This is a genomic window from Solibacillus daqui, from assembly GCF_028747805.1.
In the GTDB taxonomy this organism is placed as follows: Bacteria; Bacillota; Bacilli; order Bacillales_A; family Planococcaceae; genus Solibacillus; species Solibacillus daqui.
Map to the genome: position 1 here is coordinate 1345571 of NZ_CP114887.1, position 22500 is coordinate 1368070.

Below are 22500 nucleotides of genomic sequence, written 5' to 3' on the forward strand. Positions count from 1 at the left end.
TATGACAAAATTTCAATTAGTCGCGACTGCAGCAATGGGATTAGAGGCAATCGTTGCAGACGAAGTGCGTGAATTAGGCTACGAAGCACGTGTCGATAACGGCAAAGTTTATTTTGAAGGCGACGAGTTAGCAATTGCTCGTACGAATTTATGGTTACGTGTAGCAGACCGAGTGAAAATTGTAGTGGCAAAATTCCCAGCAAAAACATTCGATCAGTTATTCGAAGGTGTCAAAGCCATTCAGTGGGAAAAATATTTACCGGTGGATGCGAATTTCCCGGTATCAGGTAAATCGGTAAAATCGAAATTATACAGTGTGCCAGACTGCCAAGCTATCACTAAAAAAGCGATTGTTGAGCGCATGAAGCTGGCGTATAAACGTTTAGGCTTTTTAGATGAATCGGGTCCATTATTTAAAATTGAAATTTCAATTTTAAAGGACGAGGCAACATTAACAATTGATACATCTGGTGCTGGACTCCATAAGCGTGGCTACCGTACAAGCCAAGGTGAAGCGCCATTAAAAGAAACATTAGCAGCGGCACTTATAAAAGTATCAAAATGGTCACCAAGCCGTCCATTCGTTGACCCATTCTGTGGCTCTGGTACAATTGCACTTGAAGCAGCAATGATTGGTCAAAACATTGCACCAGGCTACAACCGTGAGTTCGTGTCAGAAGCTTGGCCATGGATGAAGCAAGCAATTTGGGATCAAGCGCGTGATGAAGCAGATGAAAAGGCAGATTATGATCAAGAACTAACAATTATTGGAACAGATATCGATCATCGTATGGTTTCTATTGCACAGGAAAACGCGATCGAGGCAGGCTTTGGTGATATGATTACATTTAAGCAAATGCAAGCAATCGATTTTACTACGAAATTAACAGACGGTGTTATTGTAACGAATCCACCATATGGGGAACGTATCGGTGAACGTGAAGAAATAGAAAAAATGCTACGCCAATTCGGCGATGTCATGAAAAACTATCCAACATGGTCAGTTTACATGCTGTCTTCAATGGAAGATTTAGAAGTACATTATGGCAAAAAGGCTACAAAAAAACGTAAGCTATTTAATGGTTTCATCCGCACAGATTACTATCAATTCTGGGGACAAAAATCAAAACGCGAGCAATAAAAGTAACCTAGCGTTTAAATTTACATTTATTTTAGAACTCCAGTTGCTATTTATGAGGCAATTGGAGTTTTTTTGTTTTATTTTAGGATGTTATGAGTAGGATTTTCTTTTGAAACATAGTATAATAATCAGTACTGAATTTTTTTGTATATGTAAAAATGACTTCATGCGGAAGGGATGAGTGAGCGTTCCTTCCGCTTCATATTGAGGGGGAACTTTGATTTGAGAAAATCATTACCGTTTGAATTATCACGGGAAAAAACGTTTTTCGATTCTCTTGGCGATTGGCTAGGAGACGTTCTGTATGATGAATTACCAGAGCGCGGCTTTGAGTGTCGTGATGAGCAAATTTTCATGGCTTACCAAATCGAGCAAGCATTAAAAGAAAAGAACGTATTATTCGCAGAAGCAGGTGTAGGTACAGGGAAAACAATTGCCTATTTATTACCGGCTGTATCATATGCGCGCTATACAGGAAAACCGGCGTTAATCGCATGTGCAGATGAAACATTAATCGACCAGCTTGTTAAAGAGGGTGGCGATATTCATAAATTACGTGATGTTCTAGGATTAGATATCGACGTACGTTTAGCAAAATCGCGTGACCAATATTTATGTTTAAAGCGCTTTGAAGAAGCTGAGAAGACAGAAACAGAAGAGTGGATTGATGATATCGCCTTTTCTATTCCTGATGGTGTGTACGCTCAAGGAAGTATGATTGCCGTGCAGCCATATGGCGATCGTTCAGATTACCCAGGCGTGAGCGATGAAGATTGGCAAAAAGTCAATTACAACTCAATTATGCAATGTGCAGTATGTGATTTACGTAACCGCTGTGGGCAAACTTTGCATCGCGCACACTACCGTAAATCATCAGACTTAATCATCTGTTCTCAAGACTTTTTAATGGAGCATTTAGCGACAAAGGAATCACGTGAACGTGAAGGCCAATTGCCATTACTTCCGGAAGTGTCAATGGTTGTACTTGATGAAGGTCACTTGTTAGAGTATGCGGCACAAAAAGCATTAACCTATAAAGTACAAGCATATACGATTGTTGAGCTACTTGAACGCTTAATGGTAGATGGTGTTCGTGAGCGTACGCTTTATGCGATGGAGCACTTACAAGATCACCATGAGCTATTTTTCGATCAATTACGTGATGATGTAGTGCCATCAGAGGAAGATCGCAAGCGCATTAGTAAATCAGAGCGCCTTATTCAATTAGGCCAACGTGTTATTGCGGATGTTGAGCAACTATTAGAGGAATTTGTATTTGAGTCTGAATTATATATGATTCCAGAATATGAATTAAATATGGCCGAGGAGTTTTTAGAACATTACGCAGCTGCGATTCGCATTTTTGTAGCGCAAGGCGATGCAGTTGATTGGTTAGAGGATACAGACGGTGAAGAAACATTAGTCATTATGCCTCGACTGATTACGGATGTTCTATCAGAAACATTATTCTCGAAAAAAATGCCGATTGTTTTCTCATCAGCGACATTATCGGTTAAAAAAGACTTCAGCTATATCGCAACAAGCCTAGGCATTGATAAATTCCAAAGCTTCAGCGTTCCGTCACCGTTTGACTATGAGGAAGTAATGAAAATTTACTTGCATGAACTATCACAAGTTGAAAAAGTAGCGCAAGTGGAAGCGTTATTGAAAGATAATAAAAAAACACTAATATTATTTAAATCCAAACAAGCGATGAATGATTTCAAATCAAAACTTAGTTTAATGACGCGCTTGAATGTTGCGTTTGAAGGGGAACGAGAACTTTCTGCGATTGTACGCGATTTCCAAAATGGCGACATTCAGACATTATGTTCCTATCATTTATGGGAAGGGCTAGATTTACCAGAGGAAGCATTAACACGTGTGGTCATTTTTGATTTACCATTCCCACCGCAAGACCCATTATTTGATGCGAAGCGTTCATTTGTGACGAATCCGTTCGAAGAAGTGGAGCTACCATTCATGCTATTACGTTTACAGCAAGGGATGGGCCGTTTAATTCGTACTTCGAATGACCATGGCGATATTCATATTCTATTAAATGAACAAGAAGCACAGTCAAAAGACAAATTTTTTGATATTTTAGCGGTAGAGCCGCAATAATGATAAGCCCGTTCGAGTTATTCGAACGGGTTTTTGTTTGTAGATAGGAAAGAACCAATCTTTGTGTCAAGAAAATTTAATGAAACCCAGATGACGTGGAAAGGTCATTTTACTAGTTTAGTTATTATTTTAGGATTTGTCTTATTCGTATAAAAAATCGCTCGCATGCTTCTATGCGAACGATTTTTTTGTTTTTAGTTTTCATCATCAATTGTGTATAAAATGCAAATGTCACCAATGCCTTCGATTGTAGCAGGTAACTTAAATGCTTGTTGGAAGCCAAATAGTTTCGTGTGGCCGACCATCACTGTTGGAGGGGTAATATCTAGCTCTAAATCATTCTGGCCGGTAAATGTACATAAGTTACCTGCAATCATATTACCAAGTTCCCCCGTAAATGATTCAAGCATTGGACCCTCAAGTGGCATACCGAACATGCCTGAACCAACTGCACCGAAAATTTCAGGTGATCCATCGATAATAATACGTCCCTTTAAATCGCCAACTAAGCCGATTAAAACACCCATTTCCTTTTGCTCATATGGCTCATTAGCAATACTGGGTGATTTTACGTCTATATTCATAGGTAAAATAGTTTTTAATGAATGTATGGTCCCATTTAAAATCGTTTGAATATGTTTCGAAGCGTTCAAAAATTAACACGTCCTCTCATGAACCTTTACAATATTTTACCACTATTTTCGACAAAATGTATAGATATAATGTCGAATAATTGAACTTGATTTAACCGAGGTGGAATTGATTATTGACGTATGATAATATAATCATTATAATGATATTGATAATTATTATCGATTGATAAAGGGCGGTGTAACAAATGCTTTATACATTGATTGGAGCAACGGTGCTAGCGTATTTAGCGATTGGCAATTATGTATTAAAAAATACAGTGAAATAATACCGCAATCTATAACTTTAAAAAATAAATCATTCCATCGCATTGTCGCAATTGATAATGCGCTTTTTTTATAGCTATTTCTATAAATTATTTCTATAAAAACTATTCGATAATCTTAACTGTCAATTATCGGAAAATAGCAATTTGGATACCTAAAGGTAAGTAAATACACGAAATTTATGGAAAAAAATGATTCTGACAATAATTTTTGCGAAAACGTGCCGATTTTCTCTAAAAATCATGGTACTATAGATTTGTGACAAAACTAAGGCAAAACCGTATAAAGGGGAAACAAGTATGACATTGTTTGATGATAAAATTCAAGGATTGTTACAACAATCTGCATTACAATACATAATCTATAAAGAGAACGAAGATACAGAGCGCATTGAAAAATTAAACCTTTTCGCGCGCAAATTATTACAAAAAGAATTCGTAATTGGTTTTGCGGGGCACTTCTCTGCTGGTAAATCAAGTATGATCAATGCATTATCTGGAGAGAACATTTTAGCAACAAGTCCAATTCCGACAAGTGCTAACATCGTAAAGGTCCATAAATCAGATGAGGACTTTGCAATTCTTTATTTACACAACGAAAAGCCAGTTAAATTTGAGGCTGGATATGATATTAAGCAAGTAAAAGAACTAAGTAAAAATGGTGAGCTCGTTTCACAAATTGAAATTGGCCATAGTACATCAAGTTTGCCAGAAGGTGTAACTGTAATGGATACACCAGGGGTTGACTCAACAGATGATGCACATGCGATGAGTACAGAGTCTGCACTACATATTGCAGATATGGTGTTCTATACAATGGACTACAATCACGTCCAATCCGAGTTAAACTTCCAATTTACGAAGCAATTGATGAAATATAATCCAAACGTATATTTAATTGTTAACCAAATTGATAAGCACCGTGATACAGAGCTATCATTCGAAGATTTCAAACAATCGGTGCACAATTCATTCGCAGCGTGGGGCGTTTATCCGAAAGATATTTTCTTCACGTCTTTACGTGAAAAAGAATTACCAAACAACGATTTCGATAAAGTGAAAAAAATTGTTATGGATTCAATGAACGATTGGCAGGAACAATTAATTTTAACAGCAGAAAACACGCTAACAAAATTACAGCATGAGCATGAAACATACTTGGAAGAAGAGAAGCAAGATCGTTTCACAACATATGCAGAAATGGTGTCAGATGATGATTGGCAGCACCGTGATGATATTTTAGAGCAATACGATAAATTAACGCGTCAAACGGAACTATTCTCATTTGACGTATTTGATAAGCAATTTGATGAAAATCGTAAAGAACTTCTTGCAAACGCTGCCATTATGCCAGCCGATGTACGTGAAAAATTACGTGAGTATTTGGAAAGTCAGCAAGATGATTTTAAAGTGGGCGGTCTATTTACAGCCAAAAAGAAAACCGCAGAAGCGAAAGTACAGCGTCAAGAAGAGGCGTATGTGGCATTTAACCACGTTGTACAATCACAAATTACAGGTCATATGAAGGCTTTAATGAAAACAGCATTAAAGGATGTAGGTGCACTAAACGATGAACGTGCAGCAGACATTGATGCAAAGGAATTTAACTTCCCGTTTTCAATTATTGAAGACCAAGTACAAAAAAGTGCGGTCATTACAGGGGATGCGGTACTGAACTTTGCTAACCGTGTGTCTGAAGCGGTAAAACGTTACTTCATTCAAATGACAGACGCTTGGAAGCTAGAGCAAAAAGCAACATTAGAACAAGTAGCAGCCGAAGCAGCAGCGCCAGTCAAATTAAAAATTAATGCGATGACAGAAAAAGTACAAGCATTAAAACACATCATTCAAGTTGAACAATTCCAAGCATTTAGCAATACGCTAATGAAGCAAGTATCAAATGAAATTCGTGCGGAATCAAAAATTCATTTAGAAAAATGGACGCGTGAGCATGAGCAGGCGTTAAAGGATATTCGTCCGTTTGATGAATCGATGTTACTAACGAATACTGCAACAGAAGAAATCGTTGAAGACCAACAGCTTGAAAAAATCGGCTCAGGTTTAAATATTGAAAAAGTTACAGAGCGAGCATTAAAAACAGCTCATATTTTATCAGATGTGCAGGGCTTTAAAGAGGTATCGAACTTCTTGACGAAAAAGGTCGAACGTCTGCAAAAACGTGATTTTACAATCGCTTTATTCGGTGCGTTCTCTGCTGGTAAATCAAGTTTCTCGAATGCATTAATGGGTGATAGAGTATTACCGGTTTCACCAAACCCAACAACTGCAGCGATTAACAAAATTCGCCCAGTAACACCAGATCATCCACATGAAACAGCTGATGTGCACTTAAAAACAGAAGAGCAATTATTAGAAGATATTAAAGGTTCTTACGCGGCAATTGGCTTAACAGTGAGCTCGTTACAGGAGGCGTTTGATCGTGCGTCAGAAGGCTTAGCGGTTCAGTTAACAGACGAGCGCTTAAACGTACACAAATCATTTATTCGTGCCTATTCTGAAGGCTTCGAAACATTCTTGCCGAAATTAGGTACGACATTACGTGTAAACCGCCATGATTTCGAAAAGTATGTAGCGCAAGAAAATCGTTCATGTTTCGTTGATAATATTGATTTCTATTTTGATTCTCCACTTACTCGTATGGGTGTTACATTAGTCGATACACCAGGTGCAGACTCAATTAACGCACGTCATACAGGGGTTGCGTTTGATTATATTCGTAATGCGGATGCGATTTTATTCATTACGTATTACAACCATGCATTCGCGAAAGCAGACCGTGAATTCTTAATTCAATTAGGTCGTGTAAAGGATGCCTTCGAGTTAGATAAAATGTTCTTCATTGTCAATGCGATTGATTTAGCGTCAACAATGGACGAAGAGGAAGAAGTAAAAGGCTATGTACGCACAGAGTTACAACGCTTCGGAATCCGTTTCCCAAGACTTTACGGCGTATCAAGCTTACTAGCATTAAAAGAAAAGCAAGAACAAAAAGAACATGAATCAGGTATGGCGCCGTTTGAAGATGCATTCCATCACTTCTTAAACGACGAGTTAATGGGCATTGCGGTACAAGCCTTGCAAGAGGAAATCGAGAAAACAGAGGACCGCCTGCATGATTTAATTACGCAAACCGAAGACAACTTAAAGCGTAAAGATGAGCGTTTAGGAGAACTTGCACACTTAGAGCAGCACGTGCGCGGAAAATACCAAACAACGCAAACATCGATGGTAGAAAGTGACTCAAAGCAAGAGCTAGATGAACTACTTTATTACGTATTACAACGTGTGTACTACCGTTACCCTGATTTCTTCCGCGAAAGCTACAACCCGTCGACATTTGCACAAATGCCGGTACAGCAAGCGTTAGAAACAGCACTAAAAGAAGTTTTACAAGCATTAAGCTTTGACTTTGCACAGGAATTACGTGTAACGAACTTCCGTTTAGCACAATTTGTTGAAAAGAAAATGAATGAACGCTACAAAGATGAAGCACGTGATTTAAAAGAGTTAAACCCAAGCTTTGCATTTATGGCTTATGAAACGGGCGAGCCAGAAATTTTGGATTACACAGGACCATTTAACGACCCAGCCCCATATGTAGGCGTGAAATCAAACTTCAAAAATGTTAAAGCCTTCTTCGAGAAAAACGAAAAAGAACTATTACGTGACGCGTTAGAGCAATTAACAAAGCCAGATGCACAAAAATATTTGGATACAGAAAAGATCAAATTAATCGAATGGGCGAATCGTTTCATTGCAATCGAAGCAGAAGGGTTACGTCAACATATGCTAGAACAAGCCGTCGAGCAAATTGAGACAGAGCGCTTGTTATTACAAGAAGAAAGCCGTTTAGCAGTTTGGAAAGATATCTACGCACAATTAAAAGCGTAAAGGGGAATCGATATGCAAACAACGATTTTTGTATCAGCCAATAAAATGGAACGTAACGGACGAATCATTGACGTCCGTTATGATTTAACAAATGAACAATTAGGCAAACAATTATATAAGGAAGGGCATATTGAAGGCGCAATCTATTGGGATTTAAACGATGACCTTTCCGATATGACACGTGATGAAGGACGTCATCCACTTCCAAGTAAAGAGCAACTACAACAGCTTTTCGAGCAAAATGGATTACGTGTTAATGATGCCATTTACATTTATGATCAAGGTGCATCACCATTTGCAACTCGTGCCTGGTGGATTTTACATTATGCTGGCTTTAATCATGCTTACGTTGTAAATGGTGGTTTTGAAGCTATGAAGGGGGCAGGTTTTGCTATATCGCAGGAAGTTCCTAAATTTGCCCCTACAATGTTGAATTTACAATGGAATGATGAGATATTATTGAAACGTTCGGATATGAAACGAATAATTGATGGAGAATCTAAGACAACCTTACTGGATGCTCGTGCAAATGCGCGTTACCGTGGAGAGATAGAGCCACTAGATGCCATTGCAGGCCATATCCCAACAGCAAAAAACTACGATTGGGAACAGTTACGCGAAGGTAAAAACTTAGTTGTAACGTCATCCTTATTAGCGAAAGTAAAAAAAGACGAGGATATTGTTGTGTACTGTGGTTCAGGTGTAACTGCTACTCCAGTTTATTCGATATTAAAACAGGCGGGCTATGAAAAAGTAAAAATTTACATGGCTGGCTATAGTGACTGGGTAAAGCACGAAACAGTTGAACAAAGCGAGAATTTGTAAGCACAACAGACTTAGCTCATAGAAAAAGATTTAGCGCAATTTTTCATAACTTGAAAAATTGCGCTTTTCATTTGTAAATTTTATGCAAAAAATGAGTCGCTATTCATAAAGTGTGATAAAGTATAAATAAGTGAAACTGCAGAATAAAGGAGTGAAAAGTTATGTTTTTTAAGAAAAAATCTGAACAGCATACACAATCTGGTGTAAATATGGTCAATGGATTTGTATCATTTCAGGCAATTAAGCTTAATGTACATTGCTTTGAAATTGACGGTGTATTAATCGATACTGGCTCGGCATCACTCTTACAGGAATTTAAACCATTTTTCTCACAGCTTGATATCGATCAAATTGTTCTAACGCATTATCATGAAGATCATTCAGGTGGTGCGCATTATTTACAAACAAAATATAATGTACCTGTTTATATGAGTGACGTTCGTTGCCAAGAGTGTACATATAAAGCGAGATATCCGTTATACCGCAAGCTATTTTGGGGTAGTCGTGAGCCGTTTGAAGCAAATGGGATTGGTAACCGTTTTTCATCACGTACGGCAAACTGGCAAGTAATTAAAACACCTGGGCATTCAGATGATCATTTAGCATTTTTAAATGAACAAACGGGCCAGCTTTTTACAGGAGATTTATATGTAACACCAAAAACAAAGGTTGTATTACGTGAGGAAAGTATTCCACAAATTATATCTTCCATAGAGCGTGTGTTAACATATGATTTTGGCGAGGTATTTTGTAACCATGCAGGCTATATAAAGGACGGAAAACAAGCGTTACGTATGAAGCTAGATTATTTACAAGATTTACGTGGCAAAATTGAAATGATGAATGACGAAGGGCTGTCTGTGAAGGAAATTACTGCGCAGCTTTTCGAGAAAAAATATCCGATTATGAAACTGTCGTTAGGTGAATGGGACTCAGCGCATATTGTGTCATCGGTTTTACGTAAAAGCTAAAAAATGGAGAGAATTTCTTATGCGAGTTATAGAAATTCTCTTTTTTGTTGATTGATAAATATGCAATAAAATCTTTACAATTCCTTTACAATTAAAATAATTGTAAAAAGGGTAAGATAATATTTAATAATTAATTAGATATTTTTTTTGTCGAAAATGTCGAATTTCGTCATATTATTATCTTTTTTTGTTGTTGTTCTGAAAATTTCGGCGAGTTGGAAGTGCCTACATGAAAAAGAAGTGAAGAACCGATTGTTGTGCTTTGTAAATGTTTTGTTAAGAAAAACAAGAAGTATTGAAGATATTGAAAAATAGATGTTATGATAGCGAAGGTTTTGATTTACAAACTTAATTTTAGGAGGATTCACATCCATGTTTAACTCAAAAAAACCAGATCCATTTTTCGAAGGATTATTAAATATTGCTAAAAATGTACAGCAAGGTGTTAACTTCGCAAAAGAAAGTACAATCACAAATGTTGCTGACTTAAAACAAATTCAAATTAAAATGAAATCATTTGAAACAGCAGGTGACAAATTAATTCACGAATTAATTGTAAAACTAAATGATTCATTCATGACGCCAATCGAGCGTGAAGATATTTTAGCGCTAGCAATTAAATTAGATGACATTTTAGATGGTATTGAAAACACAATCGCGCATTTCGAAATGTATGCTTTTACAGAAGTGAACCAACATATGCGTGATTTTGTAGACTACATTGCAAAATCTTCAGTTGAAGCAGTAAAAGCAATGGAGCTTTTAAACAAAAAGGATTTAATCGGCATGCGACAACATGCGATTTTAATAAAGGATTACGAGCGTGAATGTGACGAAATTTTCCGTAAATCGATTACAGAGTTATTCCAAGTGGAAAAAGATCCAATTCGTTTAATCATTTTTAAAGATTTATATGAGCAGTTAGAGGAAATTGCAGACTACTGCCAAAATGTAGCAAACACAATCGAATCTATTATTATGCGTAACGCGTAACAAAAAGGAGTAAACTATGGATACGTTATTAATTATTACCGTCCTTGTAGTCATCTTTGCGTTAGCATTCGATTTTATTAACGGCTTCCACGATACAGCGAATGCGATTGCTACTTCTGTTTCAACACGTGCGTTAAAACCACGTGTGGCAGTTCTGATGGCGGCAGTTATGAACTTTATCGGGGCGATGACGTTCGTAGGTGTAGCAAAAGCGGTAGCGTCAGGCATCGTTGACCCGTTCTCGTTAAACGCATTTGAAGGTGATGTAACGGGTTCGGTTGTTATTTTAGCAGCACTTAGTTCGGCGATTACGTGGAACTTATTAACATGGTATTTCGGGATTCCATCAAGTTCTTCACATACTTTAATTGGTTCAATCGCAGGTGCGGCTGTAGCATCAGCAGGCTTCGGTATTTTAAACTATGAAGGTTTCTTAAAGATTTTACAGGCATTAATTATTTCACCAATTCTAGCATTAGCGCTTGGTTACGTTGTGATGAAAATTTTCAAATTTATCTTCCAGCGTTCACCATTATATTCAACAACTAAAGCTTTCCGTTTAACGCAAATTGGTACAGCCGCATTACAATCATTCACGCACGGTACGAACGATGCGCAAAAAGCGATGGGTATCATTACAATGGCGTTAATCGCAGCAAACTGGCAATCGACAGATGAAGTACAAGGTTGGGTACGCTTCGCCTGTGCATTAGCAATGGGTCTTGGTACATCAATAGGTGGTTACAAAATCATTAAAACAGTAGGCGGTAAAATTATGAAAATCCGTCCAATTAACGGGGTTGCAGCAGACTTGACTTCTGCATCGATTATTTTCGGTGCGACAGTGATCGCTTTACCAGTCTCGACAACGCACGTAATTTCTTCTGCAATTATGGGTGTAGGTGCTGCACAACGTGTAAAAGGTGTTAACTGGGGTATGGCACGTAAGATTGTTATTACGTGGTTTATCACATTACCAATTTCGGCACTGATGGCTGGTTTATTCTATTTCTTATTCAGCTTAATTTTCTAATACAAAACGGCGCTCACTAATGACAGTGACGCCGTTTTTTTTATTAAACTCATTTATCAATTACGCCTCTGCGTAATTGCGTCCAGATTTTTTTCGAGCTTGGGGCCACAGGACGTGGGTCAGTCAGCCGTTGTCACACGATGTGACGTCTTTAGGCTGACTTCCTCTTTTAAATTCCTCTAAAAATCTGTGACATCCGCCGGGGCATTAACTTGATTCAGCCAGGCTTGGAACCTCGTTAAATGAGGATATACTTAGATTCATTCCCCTCTTTTAGAAGTGGAGGATTTTTGCTGAAGCAAGTTAAATTGACTGTGCACATTTTCAATTGGGATAAATAAACCGACTTTTCCATAATTATCACGGCTACCTGTTGCGAACACGACACCAATAACCTCGCCCGCCTCATTAATTACAGGGCTTCCACTATTTCCTCTGTAAACGGGTGCATTCATCATAATAATATCTGGTGTAACGCCAATTGCATTTGTGTAGCCTAATATTTCGCCTTCATTAGCAATGCCGCTAAACGCAAGTGGATTGCCGATGAAATAAACATGCTCGTTTTGCTTGAAGGAACTAGAATCTGCTAATTTTAAATAAGGAATATCGGTAGCTTCGATTTTTAATAGCGCTAAATCATAATCCTCATAGCTTTCAATGATTTGTGCCTTGTATAGCGTGTCATCAGGAAAGACTACAGTGATTGTTAAGGCATTGTTGATGACGTGCTCATTGGTAATTATGTAGCCATCCTCTGAAACCGCAAAGCCCGTTCCTTTTCCTGAATCGGTATTAATCGTAACGACTGCTTTTTTATATAGTTGTACATCTTCTTGATTTGATAATTTTGCGGATACTTTTAAAAATTCAATAGCAGGAATGGAGTATACGTTAAAAATAACCGCAAATGTATTAAAAATTAATGTTAATGCCATGAGCCAAACGACGACGCGCACAACTGGATTTTGGCGCTTTGGTTTTTTAGGGATAGGATTTAAACGGCGTTCGCGTTCTTTAGCGAGCGCTTTTTCTTGTTCATCTAACACAAGTTCTAAAAATTCTTCTTCTGTGAGCTCTTCAGTTGTTTTGTTTTCAGTCATGTCATTCCCTCCGTTATGTATTATTTTAACAAATTGCGAGAAATTTTTGACGACATCTTTTTGAATAAATATTTTTTTTATGAAGTTTGTGAATTTCTTCATATTACACGAACAAAAATACTTCGTGCAAACAATCACACACTTTAGCCCTTTAATGCGCTAGTTTGAAAATGATAGCCCTCACATTAATTATATCGATATAATTGATTGTGCAAGAATGAGCAAACTTATGAGAAGTGGTAAAAACGGATTAAGTGTTGGTGTTAAAGGATTTGTGGTAGGTTTCATTGGTTTATCTTGGAGTTTTAATGTTATCGTTGACAAATTAATAAAAACACCATAACATACGTAATTATAATAAAATTCAAATTATAAAAAAGGGTGATGAAGATGGATTTAATGAAAAAGTCATTAGAGATGCATGAAAATTTTGGTGGTAAGATGGAAATTCGCGCAAAGGTTCCTGTTCAAGACAAATACGATTTAAGTTTAGCGTATTCGCCAGGCGTAGCAGCACCTTGCTTGGAAATTGAAAAAAATCCATCAAAAGTGTATGACTACACAATGAAGGGCAATTTAGTAGCAGTTATTACGGATGGGACAGCAGTGTTGGGATTAGGGGATATTGGCCCAGAAGCAGCATTACCGGTTATGGAAGGGAAGGCACTACTATTAAAGCGTTTTGCCAATGTTGATGCCGTTCCAGTTTGTTTAAATACAAAAGATGTTGATGAAATTGTGCAAGTAGTAAAAGCGATTTCGCCAACTTACGGGGGCATTAATTTGGAGGATATTTCAGCACCGCGTTGTTTTGAAATTGAAGACCGTTTACGTGCTGAATGTAACATTCCCGTATTCCATGACGATCAGCATGGTACAGCGATTGTCGTAGGGGCAGCGTTAATCAATGCATTAAAAATTGTTAAAAAGCAGCCAGAAAATATGAAGGTTGTCATTAATGGTGCTGGTGCAGCGGGTATCGCGATTTTACGTATTTTAATTCAGATGGGTTATGTAAATGTACTAATGTGTGATACGAAAGGAATCATTTACGAAGGCCGACAAGAGGGGATGAACCCGATTAAAGAGCAAGTCGCAAGTTTAACGAACCCATACCAATTACGAGGAACGTTAGATGAAGCGCTAGTTGATGCAGATGTATTCATCGGCGTATCTGCTGCTGACTTGTTGAAGGAGCACCATATTAAATCAATGGCAGCAGAACCAATCGTTTTTGCCTTAGCCAATCCAAATCCTGAGGTGACACCTGAAAATGCAAAAAAATGGGGAGTAAAAATTATCGGGACAGGACGCTCAGATTATGCTAATCAAATTAATAATATGCTTGCATTCCCTGGTATTTTCCGTGGTGCATTAGATGTGCGGGCAACAGATATTAATGAGGACATGAAATTAGCTGCAGTTGAAGCAATTGCCTCTTTGGTGACGGATGAAGAGTTAAATGAAGACTTTATCGTGCCAAGCTCAATGGATGAGCGTGTGGCAGGTGCTGTTGCAAAAGCTGTAGGTTCTGCGGCGATTGGATCAGGCGTGTCAGATTTGTTCCAGCAAACATCAGTTGTACAAGATATAATTGCTATTTAACTTGCTTCGAGGCGTAATTGCTTAAAAGCGATGGGACCATTTATAAAGAGTCCCATCGCTTATTATTATATTTTAGCTTCGATTTCTACTGTTAGTTCTTCAAGCTGTGTTATTAACTCGCCAATAAATGCAATTGTATCGCGTAAAGGCTGTTCCGTTGAAATATCTACTCCGGCCATTTGCGCTAACTCTAGCGGTGTTTTTGTACCACCAGCTTTTAATACTTCAATCCATTCTGCAACCGCTGACTCATCTCCACTAGAAATACGACGATATACTTGTGTAGAAATTGTTAAACCAGCTGAATACGTGTATGGATATAAGCCCATGTAGTAGTGTGGTTGGCGCATCCAAGTAAGCTCGGCACCTTCGTTAATTTCTACTGTATCACCCCAGAACGCTTCTAATACTTCGCGTTTTAATTCGTTAAGCTTCGGTGCGTTTACTGTACCACCAGCGTCTATCATTTCATACACTTTACGTTGATAAGCTGCTTCTAGTAAATGAGTGACAAAGTTGTGGTAATAAGTACGGCTAATAATTGTTGAAATGACCCAACGTTTGAAGCGTGCATCTGTTGAGTTTTTCAGCAAATAGTTGGCCATTAACATTTCATTCATTGTTGATGGTGCCTCGATGAAATAAAGTGATGGACGTGCATTGAAAATGTTCTGTGCGTCGTTTGCTAAATAGAAATGGCCAGCGTGACCAAGCTCATGCGCAAGAACGAATACTTCATTCATACGGCTTGTCCAAGAAATTAAAATATATGGGTGTACACCATATGGGCTTGAGCAAAATGCCCCTGTTGATTTTCCGGCATTTTGTGCGAAATCAATCCAGCGCTCATCAAATGAACGATCCAGCATGTGGGCATAATCTTCGCCCATAATTGCTAAGCCATCTTTCATATATTTGCGCGACTCTTCGATTGTGATCGTTGGCTCGTATGTTGGGTCTAATGAAATTTTTAGATCGGCAAATGTCATGCTGTCTAAGTTATGTGTTTTTTGAACAAGTTTTGCATAACGGCGCATATGTGGCGCTAGCTCGGATGTAATAAGATCGATTTGACGATCATACATTGAGCGGTCTACTTGCTGGTCTTGTAATAATGAATCAAAAATGGATTCGTAGCCGCGTAAATCTGCCTCTGTTTTTTCCATTTGAATATGTGTGTTGTATGTTTTTGCAGTAGTGTGTTGGTAGTCACGTAATTTGCTAGAGAATGCATCAAAAGCAGCGCGGCGTTTTTCTGTATCCGTTTCTAGCTCCCAATCACCTTCAAACAAGTTGTAGCTCATTGGATAAGATTTTCCATTTACCTCGAAATCCGGGAATTGCATATCAACTAATTTTGTCGTGTTATAAAGTTCATAAGGTGCGTTAAATGTTGCGCCAAATGCAGCTAATGCTTTTTCGGCCTGTGGGTGTAATTGGTGCGGTTTTTGAACTAATAATTTATCGATAAAGTTTTTGTATTCAGGCATTAAGTTTTGAGCCTTTTTTAATACGCCTTCATCTAATGCTAGTAAATCACTTGTAACAAATGATAGCTTTGTCGCGATTGCAGCTGCTAAAGAACCAAAGCCTGCTGAACGCAATTGATTTTCTGTATTCGTTTGCTCTACGCTAATTGCAAGGTTTGCGTATGTTCCAATTGGGATCATTTTCTCTCGGATTTTTTCAGTTGCTTCAATTGCCTTTATGGCACCATCCACATCCGTAATTTTTCCTGCTAAGCTTGTTACGGCTTCATCTACAATTGCTTTTAGGTCTGCAATAGCATCCGTGTAAGCCTCTTCTGTTGTGAATAAATCTTGTAAATTCCATGTTTCTTGCAAAGTTACATCATTACGCTTTACTGTTGACATAGTATTACCTCCTATTTGTTACGAAGTTCGAAATAAATAATAACATATTTCAGAATATTTAGGAAGTAAATGTGAATAATAAATACTTTGTTGTAAATTTGGGGAAACCTTATAATGGAGTTAAGTATTTTCATAATAATGAAAGAGTGTGATGTCAGTGAATGAAGTTAGGGATTGCAGTTTAATTTTAGAAGGGGGTACATTCCGAACGGTATATACAGCGGGAGTGCTTGATGCGTTAATGGAGGAAAAAATCGTTATGCCGTATATTGCAGCGATTTCGGCTGGTGCGATTAATGCGGTATCATATATGTCGAATCAACCAGAGCGTACGATGCGTGTATTAACGACATACCGAAATGATCCACGCTACATGGGAACGCGCAACTTTTTAAAAGAAAAGAGTATTTTCGGGCTCGATTTTGCTTACAATGTCGTACCAAATGAGCTCGATTTATTTGATTGGGATGCATATTATAATTACCCAGGTGAAGTGGAATTTGGCGTAACGAATGCTTATACCGGAAAGGTGGAGTACAAGCAAGCACATACGATGACAAAGACATGTGATATTTTACAAGCAACTTGCGCGATTCCACTATTATTTCCAGAAATTAAAATCGGCAACGCGCCTTATTATGATGGTGGATTAGCGGATTCTATTCCGGTGAAACGTGCAATTGAAAAGGGCTTTGAAAAACATTTGCTCATCTTAACACGTGAACCAGGCTATTTAAAAGCGGCATCAAAATCTTCAAGTTGGGCGACGAAGCTATTTAAAAAACGCTACCCGCGTTTAGCGGCTGCAATGAATCAAAGACCTGATATGTATAATGAAACAATGCAGTTTATTAGTGAACTTGAACAAGACGGGAACGCGTTCATTTTCAAACCTGAACGCGCACTAAATAGCTTTGAAAGTAAGGTAGATCAAATGAAGGCGAACTATCATATGGGCTACGAGCAAGCAACAAAGCAAATGCCGGAGTTGAAGCAATTTTTAGGAATTTAGAAGTAAGATGAGGTGTATTAATAAGCCTAAAGCGAAAAGGCATGTGAAATCATAATAGATTTTTCATGTCTTTTTTAATGAACAAATCAATATTGCTGTGTTGGAAAAAATTGTTTAATTGAAGGTTGATTTTGTTGCTCTAACTCTTGTCAATTTTTTCGTTACTAAATTCTGGAGGTTCAGCGATTTGCTGTTTATTTTTTAAATAAAGTCCCACTTCTGAGTAATTAATGCCATGTTTTACTGCTAAAAAAATCACGACATATAAACCAATTCCCCAAAATATTATTCCCATTTTGATTCTCCTTCTAAAATATTTAATTAATAAATATTACCATATTTTAGTCAGGGATGGTTTTTAAAAAAATAGACAAGCAATTACGTAGTGTAAATTGCTTGCCTTAAAATAGATTTGCTCAAAACAGATAATTATAAATGCTAGTGCGTTTCTTTTGTAATGGTGATATTTAGCCAGCCAAATAAAATCGTCATGACTGGACTAAGTAAGCAGAAAAATGCGAACGGTAAGTAATCTAGTACGGAAACATTCAGAGTAGATGCGATAAATAAACCACATACACTCCAAGGAACAAGCGGGTTTATGACCGTTCCTGCATCTTCAATTGCACGTGCTAAGTTTTTCGGATGCAGCTTTAGTTGCTTGAATTTTTCTTTAAATGCTTCTCCTGTTAATAGTAGCGATAAATATTGTTCGCCAATTGTTAAGTTAATACCGATAGCAGTAAACGCAGCACCAGTAATGACAGAGCCAACTGATTGTAATCTGTTTTGCAATGCTTCAAGAAGTGCTTGAATAATACCAAGTGCAAATAATAGACCGCCCATCGAGAGTGACAGCACAATTAAAATAATGGTAAACAGCATACTATTCATGCCACCACGTGATAATAGCGAATCAATTGCGGCTACACCTGTTTCCATAGAAAAGCCGTTATATAAAATCGAAAATAGTTCATTTAAAGGAATCGTGCTATGGAAATATGCAATTACAACACCGCTGATAGCACTTATTGCAAGTGTTACAAGGCTCGGCAGTTTAAATAATGTACAAATAATTAGCACAATGAGTGGTATCACAGAATACCAATGAATTAAATTTGTTGCAACCAGTGTATCCTTGTAGTTAATAATAAGCGCGGTATCTATTTTCTGTGCACTTGGCGAAAGCAACGCGTAGCCAATGAGCGAAAGTATAAATGCTGGAATCGTTGTGTACATCATATTTTTGATATGTGTAAAAAGGTCAATACGAACGACACTTGCTGCAAGAGTTGTTGTATCAGAGAGCGGTGACATCTTATCCCCGAAAAAAGCCCCCGATACAATCGCACCTGCCGTAATGACAAGAGAGGCTTCAATTGAGCTTGCGACACCAAGCATTGCGACACCAATTGTAGCTACGGTCGTAAGTGAGCTGCCGATCGCTGTTCCGATAATACTTGTAATGATAAAAACAATTGCATAAAAGAAACTCGCAGAAACAATAGACAAGCCAATATATAGTAGTGTCGGAATCGTCCCCCCAATGAGCCAGCTACTAATTAAAACACCGATTAATAGAAAAATATAAATCGCGCCTATGCTTGAGGAAACAGACTGAACCATACTTTGTTCCATTGTTTTATAGGGCACTTTTTTTAGGGTACCGTAGACAATTAACAATGTAATCGATATTAATATTGGAATGTGGGGCACGCTCTCAAGCTTGATAATTGAATAGGAAATAATCCCAATAATGCTAAGCATAAGGAGCGATGCCTCGATTACATGAGGCTTTACGTGCTGAGATTGATTCATGAAGTCAAAACCTTTCAGTATAATAATTTCGCGCTTCAACGCGTCGAAGTACGAAAGTAAGTGTAACACTTTTTGTTGTAAAAGGGAAGGGGAAATAGAAAGGAGCTGCGCGAAAAGTAAATATTTCTCGCGCAGTGCTTCGTTCGTGTATTAATTATCCGCTGCAGGCGGTGCTTCTGCGGTAGTCAGAATAAGGAACGAATGCTAAAAGTGTCACATCCTGTGACAACGCATTCATGACCAACATCGTGTTGGCCTCTATCCTCGGCGCAAAGGGGGTGTCCCAGAATCACTTCTCGGACACCCCCTTGTTAACCAATTATTTCGCTAACATAATTTGTTCTAATTCTAATGGCTCGATATAAGTAGCGCCTTTGTATGCGCGCATATTACCGCCAGAAATTTCATCGATTAATATAATTTCGTTTGTTTTTGCATCGCGACCAAATTCTAATTTAATATCATAAAGTGTTAAGTCTTTTTTCGCTAGCTCAGCACCAACGAATTTTGCGATTTCAATTGTACGTTCTTTTAAAATTGCATATTCTTCGTGTGTTAAAAGGTTTAACATTGCTAATGCATCTTCTGAAATTGGAGGATCTAAACGGTCGTCGTCTTTAATTGTTACTTCCACAAACGCATCTAAATCTTGACCTTCTTGTACGTAAGCACCGTAACGACGTAAGAATGAGCCAACTGCTTTGAAACGGCAAATAACTTCTAAACCTTTTCCGAATACTGTTGCAGGTTTTACAGTCATTGTTTGCTCTTCGAAGTTTGCATCTACATAGTGTGTAGGTACTTCAAGCTCGTTTAATTTAGAGTAGAAGAACGATGTTAATTTTAGGCCAGCTAAACCAGCACCATCGATTGTTAAGCCAACAGTGTTAGCACCTGGATCGAACACACCGTTTTCACCTGTTACATCATCTTTGAATTTTAATAAGTAAAGTTCGTTTTCTAATTTAAATACATCTTTTGTTTTACCAGTATAAATTAATTCCACGCTAAAAAACCTCCAATTTGAATTCGTTTCTATTATAACACGAATGTTATATCGTTGAATATATAAAATTGTTCGCTTTTGTATGAAAGACGTCTAACAACAATTGCTGAAAATGGAAATATCAGTGCAAATCGTTGCGTACATTTGCTATACTACAATTAAGTAAAGGAGTGGTAATCATGGTAGAAACATATCACAACGTTGTCGTAGCAGTAGACTTTTCAGAAAAAGCGAAAATTGCATTTGAGCGCGGTGTACGTATTGCAAAATTAACAGGTGCAACACTTCACCTAGTTAGTGTAATTGATACACATTCGTTTGGTTCAGTTGAAGCATATGATTTAAAATATGCGAAAGAATTAAAAGAAAAAGCAGCCGTATATTTAGAAGAGTACAAAGTAAAAGCTGTTGAAGCAGGTGTTGAGAAAATCCGAACAATCGTTGAAGAGGGCTCACCAAAAGTTATTTTAACAAGCTTAACCGAATCGGATTTAATCATTGTTGGTGCAACAGGGCTAAACCGTGCAGAACGTTTCTTACTTGGTTCTGTATCAGAAAATGTAGTACGTAATGCGAAATGTGACGTATTAGTCGTACGTTAAGCGAATTTGAAAACCGCAACCCCAAAGAGGAGATTGCGGTTTTTTCATTGTATATTAGTACACGCCTTCAACAAGCATACCGTTCGCTACTTTAATAAAGCCTGCAATGTTAGAGCCTACTACTAGGTTACCTTCATAGCCATATTTTTTTGCTGCTTCTGAACTTTCAGTGAAAATTGATTTCATAATATCGTGTAATTTTGAATCAACTTCTTGGAATGACCAGTACGTACGGCTAGAGTTTTGTGCCATTTCTAATGCCGATACTGCAACGCCACCAGCATTTGCTGCTTTTGCAGGTCCGAATAATACACCGTTATCTATGAATTCATTAATTGCTTCTAAGTTCGAAGGCATGTTTGCACCTTCTGCAACGACTTTTACACCGTTTGCGATTAATGTACGTGCTTGCTCGCCGTTAATTTCGTTTTGAGTTGCGCAAGGTAGGGCAATGTCACATGGAATTGTCCAAATACCATCGCATCCTGCTGTAAATACAGCGTTAGGTCGGTATGTTACATATTCACTAATACGATTGCCTTCTACTTCTTTTAATCGTTTTACAATTTTTAAATCAATGCCTTCAGCGTCGTAAATATATCCTGAAGAGTCAGAGCAAGCGACTACTTTAGCTCCAAAATGTTGTGCTTTTTCGATTGCATAAATTGCAACGTTACCTGAACCAGAAACAACTACTTTTTTGTTTAAAAATGTGTCACTTGCCTCACGTAACATTTCGCTTACGAAGTATATTAAACCATAGCCAGTTGCTTCTGTACGAGCTAATGAACCACCGTAACCCGGTTTTTTACCAGTTAACACACCTGCTTCGTATGCACCGCGAATACGCTTGTATTGACCCCATAAGTAACCAACCTCACGAGCACCTACACCGATATCACCTGCTGGAACATCGACATCTGGACCAACATAACGGTATAATTCTGTCATGAATGCTTGGCAGAAGCGCATAATTTCTGCATCTGATTTCCCTTTTGGATCGAAGTCAGAACCACCTTTACCACCACCAATAGCTTGACCAGTTAATGCATTTTTGAAAATTTGTTCAAACGCTAAAAACTTCATAATTGATTCGTTTACAGTAGGGTGGAAGCGTAGGCCTCCTTTATATGGCCCGATTACATTATTGTATTGTACACGGTAACCACGGTTTACTTGTACATCGTTGTTATCATCTTGCCAAGCAACGCGGAACGAAACGATACGGTCAGGTTCTACGATACGTTCTAAAATATTATGCTTGATATATTCAGGATGTTGTTCGAATACAGGAACTAATGAAAGGAAAATTTCTTCCGCAGCTTGTAAGAATTCTGGTTGGTGAGCGTTCTTTGTTTGTAATTTTGAGAATACGTTATCAACGTATTGTTTTGCATTATTAAGCAATGCTGTTGTCATTTTGTAACCCCCAAATTTGTTAATAGCTATACATTAGTATGAATTATCTCGCAATTCAATTTAATTTTATATGACATACGCTTGTAAAATTGATGTGAGAAAGGGAAAACGTTTTCATAAAGTTATATCGAAATAATAAAAATTAC

At 37.8% G+C, this 22500-nt stretch carries 17 protein-coding genes; 10 read left to right on the plus strand and 7 right to left on the minus strand.

The window, feature by feature from the left end; translation table 11 throughout:
- The first annotated feature begins 1 nt into the window (after nt 1).
- Complete coding sequence (locus tag O7776_RS06370) at nt 2–1141, plus strand: THUMP domain-containing class I SAM-dependent RNA methyltransferase (protein ID WP_274309758.1); 1140 nt, start codon at nt 2–4, stop codon at nt 1139–1141.
- A 222-nt stretch (nt 1142–1363) separates the two neighbouring features.
- Nucleotides 1364–3265, plus strand: a complete 1902-nt coding sequence (locus tag O7776_RS06375) for an ATP-dependent DNA helicase (RefSeq protein ID WP_274309759.1) — start codon at nt 1364–1366, stop codon at nt 3263–3265.
- A 194-nt stretch (nt 3266–3459) separates the two neighbouring features.
- On the opposite strand, the gene O7776_RS06380 is transcribed toward O7776_RS06375, so the two are convergent.
- Nucleotides 3460–3918, minus strand: a complete 459-nt coding sequence (locus O7776_RS06380; protein WP_241368329.1) for a chemotaxis protein CheX — start codon at nt 3916–3918, stop codon at nt 3460–3462.
- 563 nt (nt 3919–4481) lie between these two features.
- Here O7776_RS06380 and O7776_RS06385 point away from each other — a divergent pair.
- The 5 genes from O7776_RS06385 to O7776_RS06405 all read left to right on the plus strand — a co-directional run bounded on the left by O7776_RS06385 (nt 4482) and on the right by O7776_RS06405 (nt 11915).
- The gene (locus tag O7776_RS06385; protein ID WP_274309760.1) at nt 4482–8093 is read left to right on the plus strand and encodes a dynamin family protein; all 3612 of its coding nucleotides are present in this window, start codon (nt 4482–4484) and stop codon (nt 8091–8093) included.
- Nucleotides 8094–8105: 12 nt separating this feature from the next.
- Nucleotides 8106–8918, plus strand: a complete 813-nt coding sequence (locus tag O7776_RS06390) for a sulfurtransferase (protein ID WP_274309761.1) — start codon at nt 8106–8108, stop codon at nt 8916–8918.
- A 161-nt stretch (nt 8919–9079) separates the two neighbouring features.
- Nucleotides 9080–9889, plus strand: a complete 810-nt coding sequence (locus O7776_RS06395; RefSeq protein WP_274309762.1) for an MBL fold metallo-hydrolase — start codon at nt 9080–9082, stop codon at nt 9887–9889.
- Between the two features lie 372 nt (nt 9890–10261).
- A complete protein-coding gene (locus tag O7776_RS06400) occupies nt 10262–10882 on the plus strand; it encodes a DUF47 domain-containing protein (protein WP_274309763.1) in 621 nt (206 codons plus the stop codon).
- 16 nt (nt 10883–10898) lie between these two features.
- The gene (locus O7776_RS06405; RefSeq protein WP_274309764.1) at nt 10899–11915 is read left to right on the plus strand and encodes an inorganic phosphate transporter; all 1017 of its coding nucleotides are present in this window, start codon (nt 10899–10901) and stop codon (nt 11913–11915) included.
- A gap of 260 nt (nt 11916–12175) precedes the next feature.
- On the opposite strand, the gene O7776_RS06410 is transcribed toward O7776_RS06405, so the two are convergent.
- On the minus strand, nt 12176–13018 hold the full coding sequence (locus tag O7776_RS06410) for a S1C family serine protease (protein WP_274309765.1): 843 nt from the start codon (nt 13016–13018) through the stop codon (nt 12176–12178).
- Nucleotides 13019–13408: 390 nt separating this feature from the next.
- On the opposite strand from O7776_RS06410, the gene O7776_RS06415 reads away from it, so the two are divergent.
- Nucleotides 13409–14623 carry an NAD(P)-dependent malic enzyme gene (locus O7776_RS06415; protein WP_274309766.1) on the plus strand — a complete coding sequence of 405 codons (1215 nt, stop codon included), beginning with the start codon at nt 13409–13411 and terminating at the stop codon, nt 14621–14623.
- Nucleotides 14624–14688: 65 nt separating this feature from the next.
- Here the strand turns inward: O7776_RS06415 and pepF are convergent, their stop codons facing one another.
- The gene (gene pepF / locus O7776_RS06420) at nt 14689–16497 is read right to left on the minus strand and encodes an oligoendopeptidase F (protein WP_274309767.1); all 1809 of its coding nucleotides are present in this window, start codon (nt 16495–16497) and stop codon (nt 14689–14691) included.
- 151 nt (nt 16498–16648) lie between these two features.
- Between pepF and O7776_RS06425 the strand changes: the two genes are divergently transcribed.
- Nucleotides 16649–17509: a patatin-like phospholipase family protein gene (locus O7776_RS06425; RefSeq protein ID WP_274309768.1), complete on the plus strand. Its 861-nt coding sequence runs from the start codon at nt 16649–16651 to the stop codon at nt 17507–17509.
- 139 nt (nt 17510–17648) lie between these two features.
- Here the strand turns inward: O7776_RS06425 and O7776_RS06430 are convergent, their stop codons facing one another.
- The 3 genes from O7776_RS06430 to O7776_RS06440 form a co-directional block, all read right to left on the minus strand.
- Complete coding sequence (locus tag O7776_RS06430) at nt 17649–17804, minus strand: hypothetical protein (protein ID WP_274309769.1); 156 nt, start codon at nt 17802–17804, stop codon at nt 17649–17651.
- 143 nt (nt 17805–17947) lie between these two features.
- Entirely contained in the window at nt 17948–19327 is a 1380-nt protein-coding gene (gene nhaC, locus O7776_RS06435; RefSeq protein ID WP_274309770.1) for a Na+/H+ antiporter NhaC, read from the minus strand.
- A gap of 319 nt (nt 19328–19646) precedes the next feature.
- Nucleotides 19647–20333 (minus strand): phosphoribosylaminoimidazolesuccinocarboxamide synthase, encoded by a 687-nt coding sequence (locus tag O7776_RS06440; RefSeq protein ID WP_274309771.1) that lies wholly within the window; start codon nt 20331–20333, stop codon nt 19647–19649.
- 179 nt (nt 20334–20512) lie between these two features.
- Between O7776_RS06440 and O7776_RS06445 the strand changes: the two genes are divergently transcribed.
- Nucleotides 20513–20935 (plus strand): universal stress protein, encoded by a 423-nt coding sequence (locus O7776_RS06445; protein ID WP_274309772.1) that lies wholly within the window; start codon nt 20513–20515, stop codon nt 20933–20935.
- A 54-nt stretch (nt 20936–20989) separates the two neighbouring features.
- Here O7776_RS06445 and gdhA read toward each other — a convergent pair whose 3' ends face one another.
- The gene (gdhA, locus tag O7776_RS06450; RefSeq protein WP_274309773.1) at nt 20990–22354 is read right to left on the minus strand and encodes an NADP-specific glutamate dehydrogenase; all 1365 of its coding nucleotides are present in this window, start codon (nt 22352–22354) and stop codon (nt 20990–20992) included.
- Nucleotides 22355–22500 lie beyond the last annotated feature (146 nt).

What these genes read in the sequence shown, in the direction of transcription:
- O7776_RS06370 (WP_274309758.1), top strand. Translation starts at nt 2, where the DNA reads ATGACAAAATTTCAATTAGTCGCGACTGCAGCAATGGGATTAGAGGCA.
- O7776_RS06385 (WP_274309760.1), top strand. Translation starts at nt 4,482, where the DNA reads ATGACATTGTTTGATGATAAAATTCAAGGATTGTTACAACAATCTGCA.
- O7776_RS06390 (WP_274309761.1), top strand. Translation starts at nt 8,106, where the DNA reads ATGCAAACAACGATTTTTGTATCAGCCAATAAAATGGAACGTAACGGA.
- O7776_RS06395 (WP_274309762.1), top strand. Translation starts at nt 9,080, where the DNA reads ATGTTTTTTAAGAAAAAATCTGAACAGCATACACAATCTGGTGTAAAT.
- O7776_RS06400 (WP_274309763.1), top strand. Translation starts at nt 10,262, where the DNA reads ATGTTTAACTCAAAAAAACCAGATCCATTTTTCGAAGGATTATTAAAT.
- O7776_RS06405 (WP_274309764.1), top strand. Translation starts at nt 10,899, where the DNA reads ATGGATACGTTATTAATTATTACCGTCCTTGTAGTCATCTTTGCGTTA.
- O7776_RS06410 (WP_274309765.1), bottom strand. Translation starts at nt 13,018, where the DNA reads ATGACTGAAAACAAAACAACTGAAGAGCTCACAGAAGAAGAATTTTTA.
- O7776_RS06415 (WP_274309766.1), top strand. Translation starts at nt 13,409, where the DNA reads ATGGATTTAATGAAAAAGTCATTAGAGATGCATGAAAATTTTGGTGGT.
- pepF (WP_274309767.1), bottom strand. Translation starts at nt 16,497, where the DNA reads ATGTCAACAGTAAAGCGTAATGATGTAACTTTGCAAGAAACATGGAAT.
- O7776_RS06425 (WP_274309768.1), top strand. Translation starts at nt 16,649, where the DNA reads ATGTCAGTGAATGAAGTTAGGGATTGCAGTTTAATTTTAGAAGGGGGT.
- O7776_RS06430 (WP_274309769.1), bottom strand. Translation starts at nt 17,804, where the DNA reads ATGGGAATAATATTTTGGGGAATTGGTTTATATGTCGTGATTTTTTTA.
- nhaC (WP_274309770.1), bottom strand. Translation starts at nt 19,327, where the DNA reads ATGAATCAATCTCAGCACGTAAAGCCTCATGTAATCGAGGCATCGCTC.
- O7776_RS06445 (WP_274309772.1), top strand. Translation starts at nt 20,513, where the DNA reads ATGGTAGAAACATATCACAACGTTGTCGTAGCAGTAGACTTTTCAGAA.
- gdhA (WP_274309773.1), bottom strand. Translation starts at nt 22,354, where the DNA reads ATGACAACAGCATTGCTTAATAATGCAAAACAATACGTTGATAACGTA.